The sequence below is a fragment of the Flavobacterium gelidilacus DSM 15343 genome (genome assembly GCF_000422685.1).
Taxonomy (GTDB): domain Bacteria; phylum Bacteroidota; class Bacteroidia; order Flavobacteriales; family Flavobacteriaceae; genus Flavobacterium; species Flavobacterium gelidilacus.
In genome coordinates this window covers 111149-130667 of record NZ_KE383905.1, presented here as the reverse complement: position 1 = coordinate 130667, position 19519 = coordinate 111149, and the positions used below count along the sequence as shown (strand labels likewise).

The 19519-nt window shown below is 31.0% G+C and carries 19 protein-coding genes; 5 read left to right on the top strand and 14 right to left on the bottom strand.

Annotated features, from left to right (window positions below; genetic code table 11):
* Positions 1-7: 7 nt before the first annotated feature.
* The 11 genes from G507_RS0115200 to mraZ all read right to left on the bottom strand — a co-directional run bounded on the left by G507_RS0115200 (position 8) and on the right by mraZ (position 12299).
* Complete coding sequence (locus G507_RS0115200; RefSeq protein WP_026718301.1) at positions 8-730, bottom strand: cell division protein FtsQ/DivIB; 723 nt, start codon at positions 728-730, stop codon at positions 8-10.
* Entirely contained in the window at positions 708-2066 is a 1359-nt protein-coding gene (gene murC / locus G507_RS0115195) for a UDP-N-acetylmuramate--L-alanine ligase (RefSeq protein WP_026718300.1), read from the bottom strand. The genes G507_RS0115200 and murC overlap by 23 nt, the downstream gene beginning before the upstream one ends.
* 54 nt (positions 2067-2120) lie before the next feature.
* Complete coding sequence (gene murG / locus G507_RS0115190; protein WP_026718299.1) at positions 2121-3209, bottom strand: undecaprenyldiphospho-muramoylpentapeptide beta-N-acetylglucosaminyltransferase; 1089 nt, start codon at positions 3207-3209, stop codon at positions 2121-2123.
* Positions 3210-3211: 2 nt separating this feature from the next.
* Positions 3212-4501, bottom strand: coding sequence for an FtsW/RodA/SpoVE family cell cycle protein (locus tag G507_RS0115185; protein WP_026718298.1), 1290 nt, complete (start codon positions 4499-4501; stop codon positions 3212-3214).
* Entirely contained in the window at positions 4501-5835 is a 1335-nt protein-coding gene (murD, locus tag G507_RS0115180) for a UDP-N-acetylmuramoyl-L-alanine--D-glutamate ligase (protein ID WP_026718297.1), read from the bottom strand. The genes G507_RS0115185 and murD overlap by 1 nt, the downstream gene beginning before the upstream one ends.
* A 1-nt stretch (position 5836) precedes the next feature.
* On the bottom strand, positions 5837-7057 hold the full coding sequence (mraY, locus tag G507_RS0115175; RefSeq protein WP_026718296.1) for a phospho-N-acetylmuramoyl-pentapeptide-transferase: 1221 nt from the start codon (positions 7055-7057) through the stop codon (positions 5837-5839).
* Positions 7058-7060: 3 nt separating this feature from the next.
* Positions 7061-8524: a UDP-N-acetylmuramoyl-L-alanyl-D-glutamate--2,6-diaminopimelate ligase gene (locus G507_RS0115170; protein ID WP_026718295.1), complete on the bottom strand. Its 1464-nt coding sequence runs from the start codon at positions 8522-8524 to the stop codon at positions 7061-7063.
* Positions 8521-10512, bottom strand: coding sequence for a penicillin-binding protein (locus G507_RS0115165; RefSeq protein ID WP_026718294.1), 1992 nt, complete (start codon positions 10510-10512; stop codon positions 8521-8523). The genes G507_RS0115170 and G507_RS0115165 overlap by 4 nt, the downstream gene beginning before the upstream one ends.
* On the bottom strand, positions 10503-10850 hold the full coding sequence (locus tag G507_RS0115160) for an FtsL-like putative cell division protein (RefSeq protein WP_026718293.1): 348 nt from the start codon (positions 10848-10850) through the stop codon (positions 10503-10505). The genes G507_RS0115165 and G507_RS0115160 overlap by 10 nt, the downstream gene beginning before the upstream one ends.
* Positions 10851-10945: 95 nt before the next feature.
* Complete coding sequence (gene rsmH / locus G507_RS0115155) at positions 10946-11854, bottom strand: 16S rRNA (cytosine(1402)-N(4))-methyltransferase RsmH (protein WP_211218987.1); 909 nt, start codon at positions 11852-11854, stop codon at positions 10946-10948.
* The gene (gene mraZ, locus G507_RS0115150) at positions 11829-12299 is read right to left on the bottom strand and encodes a division/cell wall cluster transcriptional repressor MraZ (protein ID WP_026718291.1); all 471 of its coding nucleotides are present in this window, start codon (positions 12297-12299) and stop codon (positions 11829-11831) included. The genes rsmH and mraZ overlap by 26 nt, the downstream gene beginning before the upstream one ends.
* A 362-nt stretch (positions 12300-12661) precedes the next feature.
* Between mraZ and G507_RS0115145 the strand changes: the two genes are divergently transcribed.
* Genes G507_RS0115145 through G507_RS0115135 form a run of 3 tightly spaced genes read left to right on the top strand, consistent with a single transcriptional unit; the run spans position 12662 to position 14636 of the window.
* Positions 12662-13417, top strand: a complete 756-nt coding sequence (locus G507_RS0115145) for an alpha/beta fold hydrolase (protein WP_026718290.1) — start codon at positions 12662-12664, stop codon at positions 13415-13417.
* A 40-nt stretch (positions 13418-13457) separates the two neighbouring features.
* A complete protein-coding gene (gene yihA, locus G507_RS0115140; RefSeq protein WP_026718289.1) occupies positions 13458-14078 on the top strand; it encodes a ribosome biogenesis GTP-binding protein YihA/YsxC in 621 nt (206 codons plus the stop codon).
* A gap of 3 nt (positions 14079-14081) precedes the next feature.
* Positions 14082-14636 (top strand): hypothetical protein, encoded by a 555-nt coding sequence (locus G507_RS0115135; RefSeq protein WP_026718288.1) that lies wholly within the window; start codon positions 14082-14084, stop codon positions 14634-14636.
* A gap of 3 nt (positions 14637-14639) precedes the next feature.
* On the opposite strand, the gene gldC is transcribed toward G507_RS0115135, so the two are convergent.
* Complete coding sequence (gene gldC, locus G507_RS0115130) at positions 14640-14972, bottom strand: gliding motility protein GldC (RefSeq protein ID WP_026718287.1); 333 nt, start codon at positions 14970-14972, stop codon at positions 14640-14642.
* Positions 14972-15934, bottom strand: coding sequence for a gliding motility lipoprotein GldB (gene gldB / locus G507_RS0115125; RefSeq protein ID WP_026718286.1), 963 nt, complete (start codon positions 15932-15934; stop codon positions 14972-14974). The genes gldC and gldB overlap by 1 nt, the downstream gene beginning before the upstream one ends.
* 80 nt (positions 15935-16014) lie before the next feature.
* Here gldB and nadE point away from each other — a divergent pair, with 80 nt between their 5' ends.
* Both nadE and G507_RS0115115 read left to right on the top strand, forming a co-directional pair.
* Positions 16015-16821, top strand: a complete 807-nt coding sequence (gene nadE, locus G507_RS0115120; protein ID WP_026718285.1) for an NAD(+) synthase — start codon at positions 16015-16017, stop codon at positions 16819-16821.
* A gap of 65 nt (positions 16822-16886) precedes the next feature.
* Complete coding sequence (locus G507_RS0115115; protein WP_026718284.1) at positions 16887-17510, top strand: response regulator transcription factor; 624 nt, start codon at positions 16887-16889, stop codon at positions 17508-17510.
* On the opposite strand, the gene dnaG is transcribed toward G507_RS0115115, so the two are convergent.
* Positions 17507-19483 (bottom strand): DNA primase, encoded by a 1977-nt coding sequence (gene dnaG, locus G507_RS0115110; RefSeq protein WP_026718283.1) that lies wholly within the window; start codon positions 19481-19483, stop codon positions 17507-17509. The two genes, G507_RS0115115 and dnaG, sit on opposite strands and share 4 nt — an antisense overlap.
* Between the last annotated feature and the right edge of the window lie 36 nt (positions 19484-19519).

Genomic DNA, 19519 nt, shown 5'->3' with positions numbered 1-19519 from the left:
ACCCAAATTATTTAGCACAAATTACCTGTTCTGTAAAAATCAAATTGATTGACTTATACCTTTTAATCAATGTATCTTTTGTTGCGTGTTGTAAAAACGCTTTGTAATTTTTGAATTTGGTTTCCATGTTGGCTTCTGTTCCAAAAATCACTTTATAGTCATAATTCCTTACAGAAAAAATAATATTCCCTTTCTGTGTTTTTTTTATATCAACTATATTATGTTTTAGCATTTCGTCATTTTCAATAAAATTAAAAAGACTAACTAGCTGTTTTACTTCCTTAGCACTAATTACACCATAATATACAGGTACTCTTGGTGTGAAATTTTCTGACAAAGGAACTTTATTTCCTTTATCATCTAAATAGTAAGAACCATTTTCGTTAAAAACTCTAATTATAGGTTTTTTCTGTTTTATTTTTGCATTAAGAAATCCATCAATCGAACAAAAAACCTCAGAATTATCTACGTATTTATTGGCATTCAACAAACTTTCTAGCTTGTTCAAATCTACCCTTTCTTTTTTTACTTTGGAAGTACCTTGAAAATTTTGTATTAACAAGTTATTAACCATCGTTTCATTTAAAAACGGATAATCATCTGCATTGAAAGCAATATTTATCTTCTGTATTTTTCGCTCTTGGTTTTTGGTTCCAGAGAAAGAATACAAGAAAATCATTAGCACTACAATGAGAACTAAACGTATATTATTCCAATTCAATTTTTTCACTTAAAGTCATTTTTATTTCTGAAACCATTTCCCCTAAATCACCAGCACCAATAGTTACAAAAACTGTTGCGTTTGATTTAGTTAATTGATCCTTTATTTCTTCTTTTTGAACTAATTTTTTATTGTTATTCTCTATTTTATTTAATAACCAAGTTGAAGTTATGCCTTCTATTGGCAACTCACGAGCTGGATAAATTTCCATTAACAGAACTTCATCAAACTTTGACAAGCTTTTTGCAAAATCATCTGCAAAATCTTTTGTTCTACTAAATAAATGTGGTTGAAAAACGGCACAAACTTTTTGGTTTGGAAACAATTCGCGAACTGCTTGATGCACTGCATTTATTTCTGTTGGGTGATGTGCATAATCGTCTATGTATGTTAATTTCTCTTCCCTAATTTGAAAAGAAAAACGCCTTCTTATTCCTTTAAAAGAAGCTAATGCTTTTTTAATTTTATCCGTTTCAACACCATATCTTTTTGCCATTGACAAAGCCATAAGCGCGTTAGATAAATTATGATGTCCGGGCAATCCAAATTGGATATTTTCGATTAATTCATTTTCAAATTTGGCATCAAATACATAATATCCATTTTCAATTTTTATGTTTTTTGCTATTATTTTAGCATCATCGTCTATTCCGACTGAAACACCATCAAGAACCAAACCATTTGCATAAAACAAATTGGATTTATCTTCAACTTTAGCTGCAAATTCTCTAAAACTTTCTTCAATAGCAGAAGCATCACCATAAATATCTAAATGATCAGCATCCATCGAAGTAATACAAGCAATATTTGGATGAAGATGTAAAAACGAACGGTCAAATTCATCAGCTTCCACTACTGTTATTGTTTTTCCGTTTCCGACAAGATTTGAGTTGTAATTTTCTACAATTCCACCTAAAAATGAGGTTACATCTAAACCACTATCAAATAAAATATGCGCCAAAATACTTGATGTTGTAGTTTTTCCATGCGTTCCTGCAACTGCGAAACAAAAAGTGTCTTTTGTAATTAACCCAAGTACTTCTGCACGTTTTTTAACCGTGTAATTTCTTTCGTTGAAATAATTCCATTCAGAATGTAAAACCGGAACAGCTGGTGTAATAACGACCAACGTATTTTCTACATAATAATCTTTTGGAATTAAATCGATGTTATCTTCAAAATGAACTTCAATACCTTCTTGTTGTAATTCTTTTGTTAGTTGCGTTTGTGTTTTATCATAGCCACTTACATTTTTTCCAATATTTTTAAAATAGCGAGCCAAAGCACTCATTCCGATGCCTCCGATGCCTATGAAATAGATGTTATGTATTTGGTTTATGTTCATATTTTGTTATTCTTTCGTTGGCTAAAACCAAACGGCAATGATTTATAATATAGCCTAATTTAATAGCTTTTCAATCTCCTTAACAATATCTTTTGTAGCGTTTGGTAAGGCTAGCTTTTTTATATTTTGACTTAAAGTCTTTTGTTTTTCTTCATCTGAAATCATTTCTTTAAAAATAGTTTCAAAATCATTATCTAGATTTGATTCTTTGATTAAAATCGCACCGTTTTTATCACAAATTGCATTTGCATTTTTGGTTTGATGATCTTCAGCTACATTTGGTGAAGGAATGAAAATTGTTGGTTTTCCTATGATACATAATTCAGAAACTGATGATGCACCAGAACGTGAAATTATAAAATCTGCTGCTGCATAAACCAAATCCATTCTATCAATAAACGAAACTACTTGAACATTTGCAGCACTAAGATTATGATATTGATCGTGATATAGCTTTCCACATTGCCAAATTACTTGAACATCACACTTTAAAAAAAATTCTAATTCTTGCGCTATTAATTGGTTGATTCTTCTAGCTCCTAAACTTCCACCTAGAACCAATACTGTTTTTTTAGTTTTATCTAAATTGAAATAAGCTATGGCTTCCGTTCTATTTTTGTCAACCGAAATTAAATCTTGACGAACAGGATTGCCGGTTAATTTGGTCTTCTCTTTTGGAAAAAAACGCTCTAAATTTTCATAAGCCACGCAAATTGAACTTGCTTTTTTAGCCAACAACTTATTTGTAATTCCAGGATAAGAATTCTGTTCTTGAACTAATGTTGGAATATTTAAAACAGTAGCCATTTTTAGTACAGCACCAGATGCAAAACCTCCAGTTCCGATTACCACATCTGGTTTAAATTTTTTTAAAATTAAGAATGACTTCCATAAACTAGAACTTAGTTTAAATGGAAACAGTGCGTTTTTTAACGTCAATTTTCGTTGTAAACCTGCAATCCAAAGACCTTTTATTTTATAGCCTGCTTGAGGCACTTTCTGCATTTCCATTTTGTCTTTTGCCCCTACAAACAGGAATTCAGCATCTGGAAATTTATTTTTTAATTCATCGGCAATAGCGATTGCAGGATAGATATGTCCACCTGTCCCACCGCCACTTATTATGAATTTTTTGACACTCATTATTATTGATTTAATATGGGTTCTAAAGGATTTTTACTTGATTCTTTCTTTAACTCTTTTTGTTCATCTTCCCTTTCGTCTTCTAGCTCAATTTCTTTATCTATTATTCTTTGTAAAGCTTCATTTCGTTTTTCAGATTCTTGCAAATCAGCTGCAACTTCTTCGTCCTTTTTACTCACACTTAAGATAACTCCAATGGCTGCACAAGTCATCCAAATAGAAGTTCCCCCACTACTTATTAAAGGCAATGTTTGTCCGGTTACAGGCAACAACTCAACTGCAACACCCATATTGATTAAAGCTTGGAATATAATTGGAAACCCCAAACCTATAATTAACAATTTACCATAAAATGATGAAGCTTTATGTGCACAAACGATAAATCTAAAGAACAACAACATATAAACGAACAATATGCCTAGTCCGCCAATAAGTCCGTATTCTTCTACAATAATTGCATAAATAAAATCAGAAGATGATTGAGGCAAAAAGTTTTTCTGAACACTTTTCCCTGGACCAAGTCCATAAATTCTTCCTGAAGCAATTGCAATTTTTGCTTTATCAATTTGGTAATTATCTTCATCCGTTTTATTGCTTGAGAAACGTTCGATACGACTTTCCCAAGTTTTAACTCGATTTGGCATTGCATCCGGAAATGCTTTTGCCATTACTATAAACAAAGTCAACATCACTATTCCAGCACCAATAATTGCCGCTAGGTATTTTATAGGATATTGTCCAATAAAAACCAACATACAAACCATTGCGAAAATTAAGGCTGTGGTTGAAAAATTAGCTGGTAAAATTAAAATCAAGACCAAAAAAACAGGCATCCATAATTCAATCAATGAAGATTTGAAAGTGAATTCTTTTTCTTTGATTTTTGCTAAATATTTGGCTACATATACCATTAAAACAATAAATGCTAATGAAGAAGTTTGAAAACTCAATCCAACAAAAGGAATACTTATCCAACGGCTTGCATTTGCACCACCAATGGTTGTTCCTTGAAACATAGTATAAATCAACAAAACAACAACTAAAGGCATCAACAACATTGACAAGGCTTTAGTGTAATGATAGGGCATTTTATGCACAAAATAAATGATACAAAACCCTAAAAACAAATGACCCAAATGTTTTACTAGATAACCCAATGTAGAGCCTTTACCTATTACATAGACAAGATTTGTACTTGCACTATATACAGGCATAAATGAAATAAGAGCTAGTAAAAAAACTAATGCCCAAATTCCTTTGTCTCCTTTTAAGTTATTAATAAATTCGTTCATTATAATCCTCTTACAGCGCTTTTAAATTTATTTCCTCTGTCTTCATAATTTTCAAACAAATCAAAACTTGCACAAGCAGGTGACAATAAAACTGTATCTCCTCTTTCTGCAATTTTTTGAGCTACTTTTACAGCTTGTTCCATAGAATTCGTTTCAACCATAATATCAACAATATTATTGAAAGAATCGATAATTTTTTTGTTATCAACACCTAAACAAATGATAGCTTTCACTTTTTCATTTACTAAAGCTGTTAACTCAGAATAGTCGTTTCCTTTATCAACTCCACCGACAATCCATACAGTTGGAGTTTCCATACTTTCTAGGGCAAAAAAGGTGGCATTAACGTTGGTCGCTTTTGAATCGTTGATGTATTGAACATTTTCAATCTTTAGCACTTTTTCTAAACGATGTTCTACTCCTTGGAAGTTTGACAAACTCTCTCTGATTGTTTGTTTTCTAATGTTCATTAACTGTGCAATAGTTGTAGCAGCCATTGCGTTCTTGACATTATGCATTCCGTCTAGTGATAAATTTGTTGTTGACATATTGATTTGTTTGTTGTTTGTGATATTATAAAGGGTTTTGTTTTCTAAATAGCTTCCTTCTTCGACTTTGTGTTTTAATGAAAAAGGTAATTTTTTTGCTTTTATTTTATTATTCTTTAGCCATATTGAAATAGCTTCATCGTCATCATCATATATTAAATAATCGTCTTCTGTTTGGTTTAAAGTCACTCTAAATTTTGACTCAATGTATAATCCATAATCATAATTATATCTGTCTAAATGATCTGGACTTATGTTTGTTATAACTGCAATATGTGGTTTGTAAGTAACAATTCCGTCTAACTGAAAACTGCTTAATTCTAATACATATACATCTACTTTATCTTCTGCTACTTGCCAAGCAAAACTCTTTCCAATATTTCCTGCTAAACCGACATTTAAACCCCCTTGTTTTAATAAGTGATAAGTCAATAATGTTGTTGTTGTTTTTCCATTACTTCCTGTAATACCAATTGTAATAGCATCTGTATATTGATAGGCAAATTCAATTTCTGAAATAACTGGAATACCTTTTTCTATTAGCTTTTTAACTATTGGTGCTTTTTCAGGAATACCTGGACTTTTCATAACGATGTCTGCATTCAGAATTAATTCTTCTGTATGCTTTTCATCTTCCCAATTAATTTTATTTAGGCCAAGAACTTCTTTATAGTTACTTTTTATTTTTCCGAAATCGGATACAAAAACATCATATCCTTTTTTCTTTCCAAGAATTGCTGTTCCTACACCACTTTCTCCACCACCAAGTATTACAAGTCTTTTCATGTTATCTTAGTTTTAAGGTTACAATAGCTAGAATTGAAAGCATAATGGCAACAATCCAAAATCGCGTTACAATTTTACTTTCGTGATATCCTTTTTTTTGATAATGATGATGTAATGGTGACATGAGAAAAACTCTTCTACCTTCACCAAATCGTTTTTTAGTGTATTTGAAATAACTAACCTGTATGATTACTGATAAATTTTCAGCAAAAAAGATGGCACATAAAATAGGAAGCAATAATTCTTTTCTAACAGAAATAGCTAAAACCGCAATGATTCCACCAATAGTTAGACTTCCTGTATCACCCATAAAAACTGATGCTGGATAGGAGTTGTACCATAAAAAACCGATTAAAGCTCCAATAAATGAAGCTATATAAACAGTCATTTCACCCGAATTTGGGATATACATTATATTTAGATAATCTGATAAAATGATATTACCCGAAACGAATGTAAAAATACCAAGTGCTATTACTGAGATGGCTGAAGTTCCCGCAGCTAGACCATCGATTCCGTCTGTAAGATTTGCTCCATTTGAAACGGCAGTGATAATAAAAATAACAACTGGAATAAAGATTATCCAAGCCCAATTCTCGTAACCATCACCCATGAAGCTTAATACTTCTGCATAATCAAACTCATTGTTTTTGAAAAATGGTATAGTTGTAGCCGTAGACTTTTCTTCCAGCATTGATTTTAAAGCTGTGTTTGAAGCAGTGATTCTAGTTTCAGCTGTATCTTTTCGAACCGTAACACCTTCATTGAAATACAAAACACTTCCCACAATTAATCCTAAACCAACTTGACCAATAACTTTGAAAATTCCTTTTAAACCTTGTTTGTCTTTTTTGAAAATTTTGATGTAATCATCTATGAAACCAATAGTTCCCATCCAAAGAGTTGTAACAATTAGTAAAATCACATAAATATTATCCAATTTAGCTAGTAATAGAACCGGTACAAGTGTTGCTATAATTATAATAATTCCACCCATTGTTGGTGTACCTGCTTTTTCTTTTTGACCTTCTAAACCTAACTCTCTTACTGTTTCTCCAACTTGTTGATTGCGTAAAAAATTGATGATTCTTTTACCAAAAACTGTAGAGATTAACAATGACAAAATAATAGCCAATGCAGATCGAAAAGTGATAAACTGAAACAGACCTGCTCCTGGAACATCAAAATTATTTTCTAAATAATGGAAAAGATAATATAGCATCTATTATTTGTTTAGTTGGGTTAATAACTCGGTTACTATTTTTAAATCATCAAAATCTTGTCTAACACCATTTATTTCTTGGTAGTTTTCGTGACCTTTTCCTGCAATTAGGATTATATCGTTTTCATTTGCCATAATACAAGCGGTTTTTATAGCTTGCTTTCTATCCACAATTGAAACTGTTTTCTTAAAATTCTGAGGTTCAACCCCTTTTTCCATGTCTTCGATAATAGCTTCAGGAACTTCTGTTCTTGGATTATCTGAAGTCAAAATAGCTTTATCGCTCATTCTAGAAGCGACTTCTGCCATTATGGGTCGTTTTGTTTTATCTCTATCTCCACCGCAACCTACAACTGTAATTAATTGTTCGTTTTTAGTTCTGATTTCTGAAATGGTCTGCAAAACATTTTCAAGTGCATCAGGTGTGTGAGCATAATCGACTATGGCTGTGATTTTTGATTTTGAAATGATAAATTGAAATCTTCCAGCTACACTTACTAATTCACTTAACAAGCGTAATGCTTCAATTTTTTCTATTCCCAATTCAATAGCTACTCCATAAATAGCTAACATATTATAGGCATTGAAGTTTCCGATAAGTTTTACCCAAACTTCGTTGTCATTAATTTTTAACAACAAACCTGTTAATTGACTTTCTAATATTTGTGCTTTATAATCTGCATAAGACTTTAAAGCATAAGACAATTTTCTAGCTTTTGTATTTTGAAGCATTACACTTCCGTTTTTATCATCAACATTCGTTAAAGCAAAGGCACTTTTAGACAAACCATCAAAAAAAGCTTTTTTTACATCTCTATATTCAGCAAATGAGCTATGATAATCTAAATGATCGTGAGATAAATTGGTAAAAACTCCACCTTCAAACTTCAACCCTTCTGTACGTTTTTGGTGAATTCCATGTGAGCTTACTTCCATAAAACAAAATTCACAACCCTCATTAACCATTTCGTTTAAGTAATGATTGATTGTTAGCGAATCTGGAGTTGTATGAGTTGCCTTATATTCATGTTCATCTACAAGGATTTTTACGGTTGAAAGTAATCCAACTTTGTAACCAGCTTTTTTAAATAATTGATATAGTAATGAAGCAACTGTTGTTTTTCCGTTTGTTCCTGTAATTCCGACTAATCTTAACTGTGAAGAAGGATTTTCGTAAAAATTGTTTGCTAAAAAGGCTAAAGCTTCGTTGGTGTTTTTTACTTGAATGTAAGTCACACCATTGATTATTCTTTCAGGAAATTCTTCACATACTACTGCGATTGCTCCTTGATTTACTGCTTTTTCAATATAATTATGTCCATCAGAAACCGAACCTCTTATAGCTACAAATACATCATTCAATGAGATTTTTCTTGAATCAAAATCTATTGAATTTATAGCTACATCTGTTGAACCTTTTACGGCTTCAATGGCTACTTTGTATAATATGTCTTTTAAAATTTTCACGATAATTCTAATGTTATAACTTGATTTTTATTGAATCTTTGCCCTTTGTCTACTGATTGTCTTACAACTTTTCCACTTCCAATTACTTTTACTTTTAACCCAAGATTTTCCAAAAGAACAATAGCATCCATAACGGGCATTCCTTTTACATTTGGCATTATATTCTCACTTGTTTTTACATCATATAATTTAGCATATGATTTTTCTTGGCTTGGAATTTTATTATCTAGTTGCTTAACCTCATTTGTCGAAGGAGCATCGGTATATATTTTTTGTGCAATACGTTTAAAAACTGGTCCAGCAACATCAGCACCATAATAACCTGATTCTACATTTGGTTTATGCACAACTACAATGCAAGAATATTTTGGCTCGTCAGCAGGAAAATACCCAACAAAAGAAGAAGCGTAATAAAGTTTAGATTTATCTCTATAATTCATTTGAACGGTTCCTGTTTTTCCGGCCATCGAAAAATTTGGCGAATACAATTTTGAACCCGTTCCTTTTTTAACCACATTCGACAAAATTGCTCTTACCTTTTTTAGGGTTTCATCAGAACATATTTTTTCATTGATTACTTCTGTTTCAAATTTTTGAATTGATTTATTCCATTCTTTAATTTCCTTTACAAAAAAGGGCTTAATCATTTTTCCATCGTTAGCTATAGCATTGTAAAGTGATAAAGTTTGCAACGGAGTTACTGACACATTATAGCCATATGCCATCCAAGGCAAAGTTGTTCCACTCCAACCTTTCTTTCCTGGTTGTGGGATAAATGGCTTTCCTTCTCCAATAAATTGCAATCCCAAAGGCTTATTTAGACCATAACTATTAATTCTATTTACAAATTCGCTTGGATTATCTTTATAATTGTCATAAACTGCTTGCACTAGAACGGTATTTGACGAAAGTTCAAATCCTCTAGCTAAAGAAATTTTTCCATAACCTCCTTTATGAGAATCACGAACTGATTTTCCATAATACTTCACAACTCCACCTTGCGTATCGTATACCTTGCTAGTATCTACTTTTTTATCATCCAATAAAGCAATTAAATCTACCAACTTGAAGGTAGAGCCCGGTTCTGTTGATTCAGCTACAGCATAATTTTGAGTTTCGTAATAAGTTCCGTCTTCATCTCTTCCTAGATTTGAAATTGCTTTTACTTCACCCGTTTTTGTTTCCATTACTACTACACAACCGTGATCTGCTTGGTAATATTCTAATTGTTTTAACAAAGCATGATGGGCTATATCTTGGATATAAACATCTATTGTTGAAATAATATCATAACCATCTTGAGGCTCCAATTCATTAACATCACTAATTGGTTTCCATTGGTTTTTTGCGATTTTCTGCATCATTCTATGGCCATTACTTCCGTCTAGATATTTTTTAAAGGCATATTCAATTCCTTTCCCATTTGTTGATCCGTCAGCATTTAATCTTTCATAACCAATAGTTCTTTCAGCAATTTTTCCGATTGGATGCTCGCGAACGGTTTTCTGTTCCGTAATGATTCCTCCTTTATAAGTCCCTTTGTTAAACAATGGAAATCCTTTAATCTTCATATACTCGGTATAGCTTAATTTTCTAGCTATTAATAAGTATCTATTTTGTGAAGCTCTTGCTCTTCTTAATTCTGTTAAAATTTGACCTGCCGGTTTTTGTAAAAGAATAGATAATGAATCTGCAAGCATGCTTACGTTTTCTTCAAAATCCTCCTTTTTTGGAGCTATTGCATCAAAACGAACTGTATATTCTGGAATTGATGTGGCTAATAAACTTCCGTCAGAAGAATAAATATTTCCTTTGTTCGAAGGAATCTGAAAATTTTTAACCGTTAAATCTTTAGCCAATTGACGGTAATAGGGCCCATCAACCCATTGAATATTGGTTAACTTAATAACAACGAGAACAGCTATCACAAACATGATACCTGCAACCAAATACATTCTTAATGAATTATTTTTTTCCTCTATTGCCATATTTTATCAACTATACTTTTTTCTTCTGTTTTTAAAACTTTTATTTTTTGGGGCGAAACTTCAGAAGGTCTTATGCCTCTAGCTTCCATTTTTGTTGTAATTGTAGATTCCATTTTAAGCTTCATTAAATCAGAACGAGTGTCTACAAATTTTGATCGCAGTTCTTTAACTTCGTTGGTCAACTCAGTAATTCTATAATTCTTAGCGTCATATCTATGATTATTTGCAATCATTATCATGGCTAAAACAATTAGAAACACAATAAACTTCCAGTTCTTTAACGAGTCATCACTCACCAAAAATTTTGCTTTTAACAAACTGTAAATATTTGCTTTCATGTATGTAAAAGTTTATTTTTTATAGATATGATATCGCTTTTTATTCTTGAAGGTTTTCTTTACAAAAACTTGTTATTTATTGCGAAAACATATTGTTATTTTTTTTCGGCTACTCTTAATTTTGCACTTCTTGCTCTATTATTAATCGCAATCTCTTCTTTAGACGGAATTATTAACTTTTCGATTGTTTTGAAGGGCACTTCAAAATTTCCGAAGAAATCTTTTTCAGGTTCTCCTTCAAACATTCCATTTTTTACAAATCGCTTTACAAGCCTATCTTCTAAAGAATGATATGAAATCACACTTAATCTTCCACCTGGTTTAAGAATTTCTAGAGATTGAGTTAAAAATTCTTTTAAAGCTTCCATTTCTTGATTTACTTCTATTCGAATTGCTTGATAAATTTGAGCTAATATTTTATTGCTTTTATGACCTGGCAAAAAGCGGCTTAAAATTTCTTTTAATTGTTCAGAATTTTTAATTGGAGTTTCTTTTCTTGCATTTACAATAACATTTGCCATTGCTCCAGCATTTTTTAATTCCCCGAATTCTAACAAAACACTTTTTAAAGCAGCTTCTTCATATTCGTTAATAACGTGATATGCTGAAAGCTCTCCTTTCTGATTCATTCGCATATCTAATTCCGCTTCAAAACGAGTTGAAAATCCTCTTTCTGCTACATCAAATTGATGTGATGAAACGCCTAAATCAGCTAAAATTCCATCTACTTGTTTTATTCCGTGAAAACGCAAGAACCTTTTTATAAATCTAAAATTTTCATTTATTAATTTGAATCTGTTATCATCAAGCGCATTTTCCAAAGCATCTAAATCTTGATCGAAAGCAAATAATTTCCCATTTACTCCTAGTCTTGAAATCATTTCTCTTGAATGACCACCACCTCCAAAAGTAACATCAACATATACCCCATCTGGATGAATATTTAATCCATCAACCGTCTCCTTCAATAATACTGGATTATGATATTCCATCTTCGTTTTCATTTTGGCCACCCATTACCTCTTCTGCTAAATCAGCAAAATCGTCAGTAGCATTTTCAATTGCGTTTTCATATAAAGTTTTATCCCAAATTTCAATAATATTCACAGCTGAAGACAACACCAAATCTTTTTCAATTTGACCAAAAACAATTAAGTCTTTTGGAATCAACAACCTTCCAGTAGCATCAATTTCCACAACTTTTACACCTGCAGTAAATCTTCTAATGAAATCATTGTTCTTTTTTACAAATCGATTCAACTTGTTGATCTTAGCCATCATTATATTCCACTCACTCATTGGAAACAATTCTAAACAAGGCTGAAAAACAGAACGCTTCAATACAAAACCATCCTCTAAAGAAGTAAACTGTTTCTTTAGTGACGCTGGTATCATAAGCCTTCCTTTGGCATCTACCTTACATTCATATGTTCCAATTAGTGTATTCACAATGGGATTTTGACTTTAATAATGACAAAAATAGAAATTTTTTACCACTATTTACCACTATCTACCACTTTGTTGATAAGTTTATAGTTGTTTTGACTAAAAAATGGGATGAAATGAAAATTTGAAAAATTTGAAAAACTTGACAACTCGACCAAATACTTAGCTTCTACGATTATTAAATAAAAGTTAAAACCTATACTTTGAAGTTATGAACCAAATTTTCAATTTGTTAATAAGCTAACTATTAAATATTTGTCATTAAATTTTGTAGGAAAATAACAAATATTTCTAACTATTATTTTTTTGTTTAACTGTTTTTAAAAGTCTTATATTTGCACATATTTCTAATACGAAATTTTTTTATGTTAAAAAAAGAAAAAAAATATACCTACTATGAAGTTGGTGAAGGAACACCAGTAATAGTGCTTCATGGCTTAATGGGCGGCTTGAGTAACTTTGATGGTGTAACCAATTTTTTACCCTCAAAAGGCTATAAAGTAATTATTCCTTTATTGCCTATTTACAGTCAAAGTATCTTAAAAACCAATGTAAAAGCATTTTCAAAATTTGTTCATGATTTTATTATTCACAAAAAACTAGATAAAGTTATATTATTGGGAAATTCACTTGGTGGCCATATCGCTTTATATCATACAAAAATGTATCCTGAATTAATGAAAGGCTTAGTGATTACAGGAAGTTCTGGATTATATGAAAGTGCAATGGGAGAAAGTTATCCTAAACGTGGAGATTATGAATACATTAAGAAGAAAGCTGAAGATGTTTTTTATGATCCAAAAATTGCCACAAAAGAAATAATTGATGAAGTATTTGCAACTGTTAATGATAGAATTAAATTAATTAAAACATTAACTATTGCTAAAAGTGCCATTCGCCATAATATGGCAGCAGATTTGCCTAAAATGGAAACTCCAACTTGTATTATTTGGGGAAAAAACGATAAAGTGACACCTCCAAATGTAGCCGAAGAATTTGATAAATTATTGCCAAATTCTGAATTATTTTGGATTGACAAATGTGGCCATGCAGCCATGATGGAAAGACCAGAAGAATTTAATGACATTTTATTAAACTGGCTACAAAAACACAACTTATAACATTATTCCCCTTTAATTGGGGAATTTTATTTTACATACAATGAAAATCAATACAGCCGAATTTATAATAAGTAACTCAGAAGTTATTAAATGTCCGAATGAACCTTTACCAGAATATGCGTTCATTGGTCGTTCTAATGTTGGGAAATCATCTTTGATAAACATGTTGACAGAGCGAAAAAAATTGGCAAAAACTTCTGCTAGACCAGGAAAAACTCAGCTAATCAACCATTTTAAAATCAATAATAATTGGTATTTAGTTGATTTACCAGGTTATGGTTATGCTAAGGTGTCAAAGAAAACCAAAGCTGTTTTTCAACAGTTTATTACAGATTATTTTGAAAAAAGAGAGCAATTAGTATGTGCTTTTGTTTTGATTGATATTCGTTTAGAAGCACAAAAAATAGATTTGGAATTCATTACTTATTTAGGAGAAACCGAAGTTCCTTTTTGTATCATTTTTACTAAAGCTGATAAAATTGGGAAAACTAAAGTCGATTCACATATTGCCGCTTATAAAAAGAAATTATTAGCCAATAACTGGGCTGAAATGCCTCAATATTTTACAACTTCATCTACAGAAGGACTTGGTAGAGAAGGTGTTTTAGAGTTTATTGATGATGTAAATCAGGATATGTTTAAAAACATGAATGAATTTTAATTTATGAAAAAAATAATATTACTTCTATTTGCTTTTATGTTCATTCAAAAAAGTATTGCTCAAGACACTATTGCTAGTGTTGAAAAGTCAAATTTTGGAATTCAAACTGGACTTATTGGATTATGGGGTCATAATGAATACAAATTAAGTAATCCAATTAGTTTAAGAAGTGAAATTGGAATTCAATTAGGTTTTTCCACTGGTTATGACAAAACATATACTACCATATTTCCATCATTGAGTATTGAACCTCGTTGGTATTATAACCTAAACAAAAGATTACGCAAAGGAAAAAACATTAAAAAAAATAGTGGTAATTATTTTTCCATCTATTCTATTTACAACTCAAATCAAACTTTATATTCAAGCAACGAAAACATAGATTACGTATCTACATTTGCCATTCTTCCAAAATGGGGAATTAAAAGAACCTACAACAACCATTTAACTTTTGAAACAAGTTTTGGTTTAGGCCCAAATTTCTACCCTAAAGACTTTAATGGAAAAAGGCAAGATATTTATGTAGATTTGAGTTTAAGAATAGGTTATACTTTTTAAGTTTTATTTAGTCAACTCTAATTTTTCTGCAAAATAATCGCAAAAATCTTTCATTGTTGCTGTCATTTTTTCGTCTGCTGTTGCTCTATTATAAGTGTCGGCCATAGCGACTAATGTTTGGTGAAAAAATTGTTTCATTTCATCTACCGGCATATCTTTTGTCCATAAATCGATTCTTAAAGATTCTTTGGCTTTATTATCCCAAATAGCCAACATAATTGCTTTCGTTTCTTCTAATTCAACACCACCATCTTGTGCTGTCCATCTTAATTTTTCTGGAATTTTATTTTCGTCTAATTCTACTAAGAATTTTATTTCTGATTTTTTATTTGCCATTACTTTTTTGGTTTGTATTTTGATTCTTCAAATATTTTTTTTGCATCCATTGCCAGTAATTCTTGTAATTTAACATCTGGATGATTTTCTGCATAACTTCTAACGATTTGCCAACCAACCCAAGCACCAACTCTTCCTGGTGATTCATTGTCGATTTCTAAATAAAATTTAGAGAATGGAGCTTCGTTCATAAAACGCTGTTCATTTTTTGGGTTTGTGTCATACAATAATTTATTCTCAATAAAATTACTCCATATTTCAGACTCATTCTCTTGACACCATCTATATTTATCTTCTGTGTAAGCAATTTTATCAAAATCAGATACATCTGGAATTAATAAATCTTTCATATACAATTCCTTTCCTTTATAAATCATCAAAGAAAGTAATGTTCTATTTTTTGGTGGAGCAATTTTACCATAAGAAAAACTACTAACAATGTCTGGTAAAATTTGAGATTCTTCAAATTCAATTCTTTTGTATTCTGGAAATGTTTCATAAAAACGATGTTCATTTCCTAAATAACAATCTAACGAAATAAATAAATAATCATCTACAAAAATAGCTTTAGCATCTACGTCAACTTCAGTAATGACAGTAATTACTCTAGGTATTTTCTTTTCGGGAAAATAATATTTAACATGTTTTAATAAATCTTCAATTTGAGGCTCCAATTTCTCCAATGAAACATATTTTTTTTGCACCTCATTAAATAATTCTCTTGAAATTGGATCTTTCATTTTATTTATCCAAACAGTATCTGCATATATTTCTGGGAACAAAAATGGATATTCAGCTTTAAGTTTTGGCAAATCTTGAGGCTCAGAAGTATAAAATTTTTGATCAAAACGTTCAATTTTAAAACTCACAGGAATTGCTGAAACATCAACTTCTTGTTTTGTTTCTTTTTTACACGAAACAATTGTTAAAGCTAATATAAATAGAAAGAAATACTTCTTCATAGTAAAAAAATTTATATTTTTATGGAAAATAAATCAAGTTGCAAATATACGTTTAATAGTATAAATTATTCTTAAAAATCATGATAGATTCAACACAATTTCAAGCAGAAAAAATTAACAATCATATAGTGAAATGGTTACTTGACTATGCTACTAACGCAAAAGTCAAGGGTTTTGTTGTTGGAATATCAGGAGGAATTGATAGTGCACTAACTTCTACCCTATGTGCGCAAACAGGTCTACCAACATTATGCGTAGAAATGCCCATACATCAAGCAGAAAGCCATGTTAATCGAGCAAATGAGCATATTAATCAATTAAAAAAACGATTTCCAAATGCAACCAATTCAAGAGTTGACTTAACGCCAACTTTTGAAACCTTTAAAAACGATGTACCAACCTCGGATAACGAAGCGGCTTATAATTTATCTTTAGCTAACACAAGAGCTAGATTGCGAATGACTACATTATATTATTTAGCCGGAATTCATGGCTATTTAGTAGCTGGAACTGGTAATAAGGTAGAAGATTTTGGTGTTGGGTTTTACACAAAATATGGTGATGGAGGCGTTGATTTGAGTCCGATTGCTGATTTACTTAAAAGTGAAGTTCGACAATTAGCTAAATACGTTAAAGTTCCAGATAGTATTTTAGTGGCAAAACCCACTGATGGGCTTTTTGGAGACGACAGAAGTGATGAAGATCAAATTGGTGCAAGTTACGATGAATTGGAATGGGCTATGGAACAAATTGAAAGTGGCAAAACCGAAAACGACTTTACAGACAGAAAATTAAAAGTTTTTACGATTTTTAAAAGATTGAATTTTCTTAACCAACACAAGATGAGACCTATTCCTGTATGTAAAATCCCACAGGACTTAAAATAACAGTGTGTTAACTTGTTAATTATTATTATAATTTCATATCTTTACTTACACATATAATAAATAAAATGATTAAAATCTGCGTCGCTGATAAGAATCCTGTAATCTATCAAGGCATAAAATCATATCTAAAAGATTCTGTTGATTTTGATGTTATAGGAAATGTGTCTTCTTTAGAAGACTTACACGAACTATTGGACAATAAAGTTGTTCATTTAGTTATAATGGATATTGAACTAACTGGCCTTTCTAGTATTAGGGATGTCAAAATTTTAGTCAAAGATTATTCTACCACAAAATTCTTTATTTTCTCAAATGTTTCTGAAACTCTTTATGCTAACAATGCATTAAAAGTTGGTGTAAGAGGATATTTAGAAAAAAACACAAGCATGAAGGATTTTGCAGCTGCTATAAAATCAGTAGATATGGGAAATATTTACACTAGTGAAGCTGTAAAAAAATTAAACCAAAACGAATCTAAAAATAGCGAACGATTACACAAAAAGTTATCTGCTAGAGAGATCGAGGTTTTAAAATATTTAGCTGACGGTAAAAAGAATAAAGAAATTGCTAAAACTTTAGGGTTAGACGAAAAAACCATTAGTACATACAAACTGCGTTTATTACATAAATTAAATGTTACTAATTTAATTGACTTGATAAATAAAGCAAAAATATTTCAATTGGTTTAATGATGTCTACTCATTACCCGTCCTAGTTTTTTAGAAAACACGTTGGTTAGTCCTAAATAATCTCTTACCATAGATAAAATTTCGGTATTATCATCTTGTTTCTTTTCAACTATGTCAGATTTGAGTTCGTCAATAATTTTATTTACTAAATACCATCTTAAGGTTAAAATTGTTTCTGTTACGAATTGAGGAACGGTCTGCTCTTTGAGTTTCACAACTATTTGCTGACCTTCCCAATTATGGATAACTTCTCTTTCTTCATTCATTAAGATTGATGTGACTTCTTGCGCAATTTCTTCTGGAATTTGTTGCAAATAATGTTCTATGTCAAACTTTTCAATTCTGTTGTAATAAGCTATTATATCGTTATAAATAGCACTAAATATTGGATTTGCTAATTTAACCTCATCTTCTTGTAAACTCAGATAAATGCGTTGATATACTTTGTATTTATTAATTTCTTTGTGCTCATATAATTCACCTTCTTCGTCAGCCTGATGAGTAATGTCTTCAAAATCTTCTTCAAGATCACCGTACAGTAACAAAATTTGAATAATTTGATGTTCTAATACATATTGAATATCAACTTTGGTAGTTTGTGCAGCTGTATCATTTTTAACAACGTCGAAAGCTTTTTGATCAGATTTATATTGTTTGTTGGCATTAGAAACATCTTTTTTAACTAATTGTGCCAAAGTATTAAACAAAACATCTTCAGAAATATCCATTATTCGAGCACATTCTTGAATATAGATTTCTCGTTTAATTCTATCTGGAATTTTTGAAATACTTACAACCATATCACGAATCAAATCGGCTTTCTTGATAGGATCATTTTTTGCATCCAACATCAATAAGGAAGCTTTAAACTGAATGAAGTCTTTAGCATTCTCTTCTAAATAAAGTACTAAATCATCATAAGAAGTTTTTTTGGCAAAACTATCTGGATCTTCACCATCAGGAAACGTACAAACCTTTACGTTCATTCCAGCTTCCAAAATTAAATCAATTCCACGAACAGAAGCACGCAAACCCGCAGCATCACCATCAAAAAGAACAGTAATGTTTGGCGTTAAACGATTTATCAATCGAATTTGATCTGGAGTTAAAGCTGTTCCAGAAGAAGAAACTACATTCTCAATTCCGGTTTGATTGAATTGAATAACATCGGTATAACCTTCTACTAAATAACAGTTATTTTGTTTTGCAATAGCTTGTTTAGCGTGATAAATTCCGTAAAGGACTTTACTTTTATGGTAAATATCACTTTCGGGTGAATTTAAATACTTGGCTGCTTTTTTATCATTCGTTAAAATTCGACCACCAAATCCTAATACCCTTCCACTCATACTCTGAATAGGAAACATCACACGACCTTTAAATCGGTCAAATTGCTTATCTTCTTTAACTATTGAAAGTCCGGTTTTGTCTAAATAATCTAATTTATAACCTTTACCTAAAGCTTCTTTTGTAAAAGCGTCCCAACTTTCTGGAGAATATCCTAAATTGAATTTTTTTATAGTATCAGAAGTGAAACCCCTTTCTTTGAAATAACTTAAACCAATTGCTTTTCCTTCATCATTATTCCATAAAATATCCTGAAAATATTTACTGGCAAATTCAGAAACCAAATACATACTTTCTTTTTCATTAGCAATAGCCAAATCATCATCTGTCTGAACGGTTTCTTCTAATTCAATATTATATTTTTTGGCTAAATAACGAATGGCTTCTGGATAAGTAAAATGTTCGTGTTCCATTAAGAATGAAACTACATTTCCACCTTTTCCACTGGAGAAATCCTTCCATATTTGCTTTACTGGAGAAACCATAAACGAAGGAGATTTTTCATCTACAAAAGGACTTAATCCTTTTAGATTACTTCCTGCGCGTTTAAGATTTACGAAATCACCAATTACCTCCTCTACTCGAGCAGTTTCAAAAACAGTTTCTATGGAAGCTTGTGCAATCAATTTTTTTTAGTTTGAAAGTCTCAAAGGTACAAAGAT

Coding starts and splice junctions, on each gene's coding strand:
- yihA (WP_026718289.1), top strand. CDS start 13,458: ATGAAAATCAATACAGCCGAATTTATAATAAGTAACTCAGAAGTTATT.
- murD (WP_026718297.1), bottom strand. CDS start 5,835: ATGAAAAGACTTGTAATACTTGGTGGTGGAGAAAGTGGTGTAGGAACA.
- G507_RS0115160 (WP_026718293.1), bottom strand. CDS start 10,850: ATGAAAGCAAATATTTACAGTTTGTTAAAAGCAAAATTTTTGGTGAGT.
- G507_RS0115135 (WP_026718288.1), top strand. CDS start 14,082: ATGAAAAAAATAATATTACTTCTATTTGCTTTTATGTTCATTCAAAAA.
- rsmH (WP_211218987.1), bottom strand. CDS start 11,854: ATGAAAACGAAGATGGAATATCATAATCCAGTATTATTGAAGGAGACG.
- nadE (WP_026718285.1), top strand. CDS start 16,015: ATGATAGATTCAACACAATTTCAAGCAGAAAAAATTAACAATCATATA.
- mraY (WP_026718296.1), bottom strand. CDS start 7,057: ATGCTATATTATCTTTTCCATTATTTAGAAAATAATTTTGATGTTCCA.
- G507_RS0115165 (WP_026718294.1), bottom strand. CDS start 10,512: ATGGCAATAGAGGAAAAAAATAATTCATTAAGAATGTATTTGGTTGCA.
- murC (WP_026718300.1), bottom strand. CDS start 2,066: ATGAACATAAACCAAATACATAACATCTATTTCATAGGCATCGGAGGC.
- G507_RS0115185 (WP_026718298.1), bottom strand. CDS start 4,501: ATGAACGAATTTATTAATAACTTAAAAGGAGACAAAGGAATTTGGGCA.
- gldC (WP_026718287.1), bottom strand. CDS start 14,972: ATGGCAAATAAAAAATCAGAAATAAAATTCTTAGTAGAATTAGACGAA.
- G507_RS0115145 (WP_026718290.1), top strand. CDS start 12,662: ATGTTAAAAAAAGAAAAAAAATATACCTACTATGAAGTTGGTGAAGGA.
- murG (WP_026718299.1), bottom strand. CDS start 3,209: ATGAGTGTCAAAAAATTCATAATAAGTGGCGGTGGGACAGGTGGACAT.
- G507_RS0115115 (WP_026718284.1), top strand. CDS start 16,887: ATGATTAAAATCTGCGTCGCTGATAAGAATCCTGTAATCTATCAAGGC.
- gldB (WP_026718286.1), bottom strand. CDS start 15,934: ATGAAGAAGTATTTCTTTCTATTTATATTAGCTTTAACAATTGTTTCG.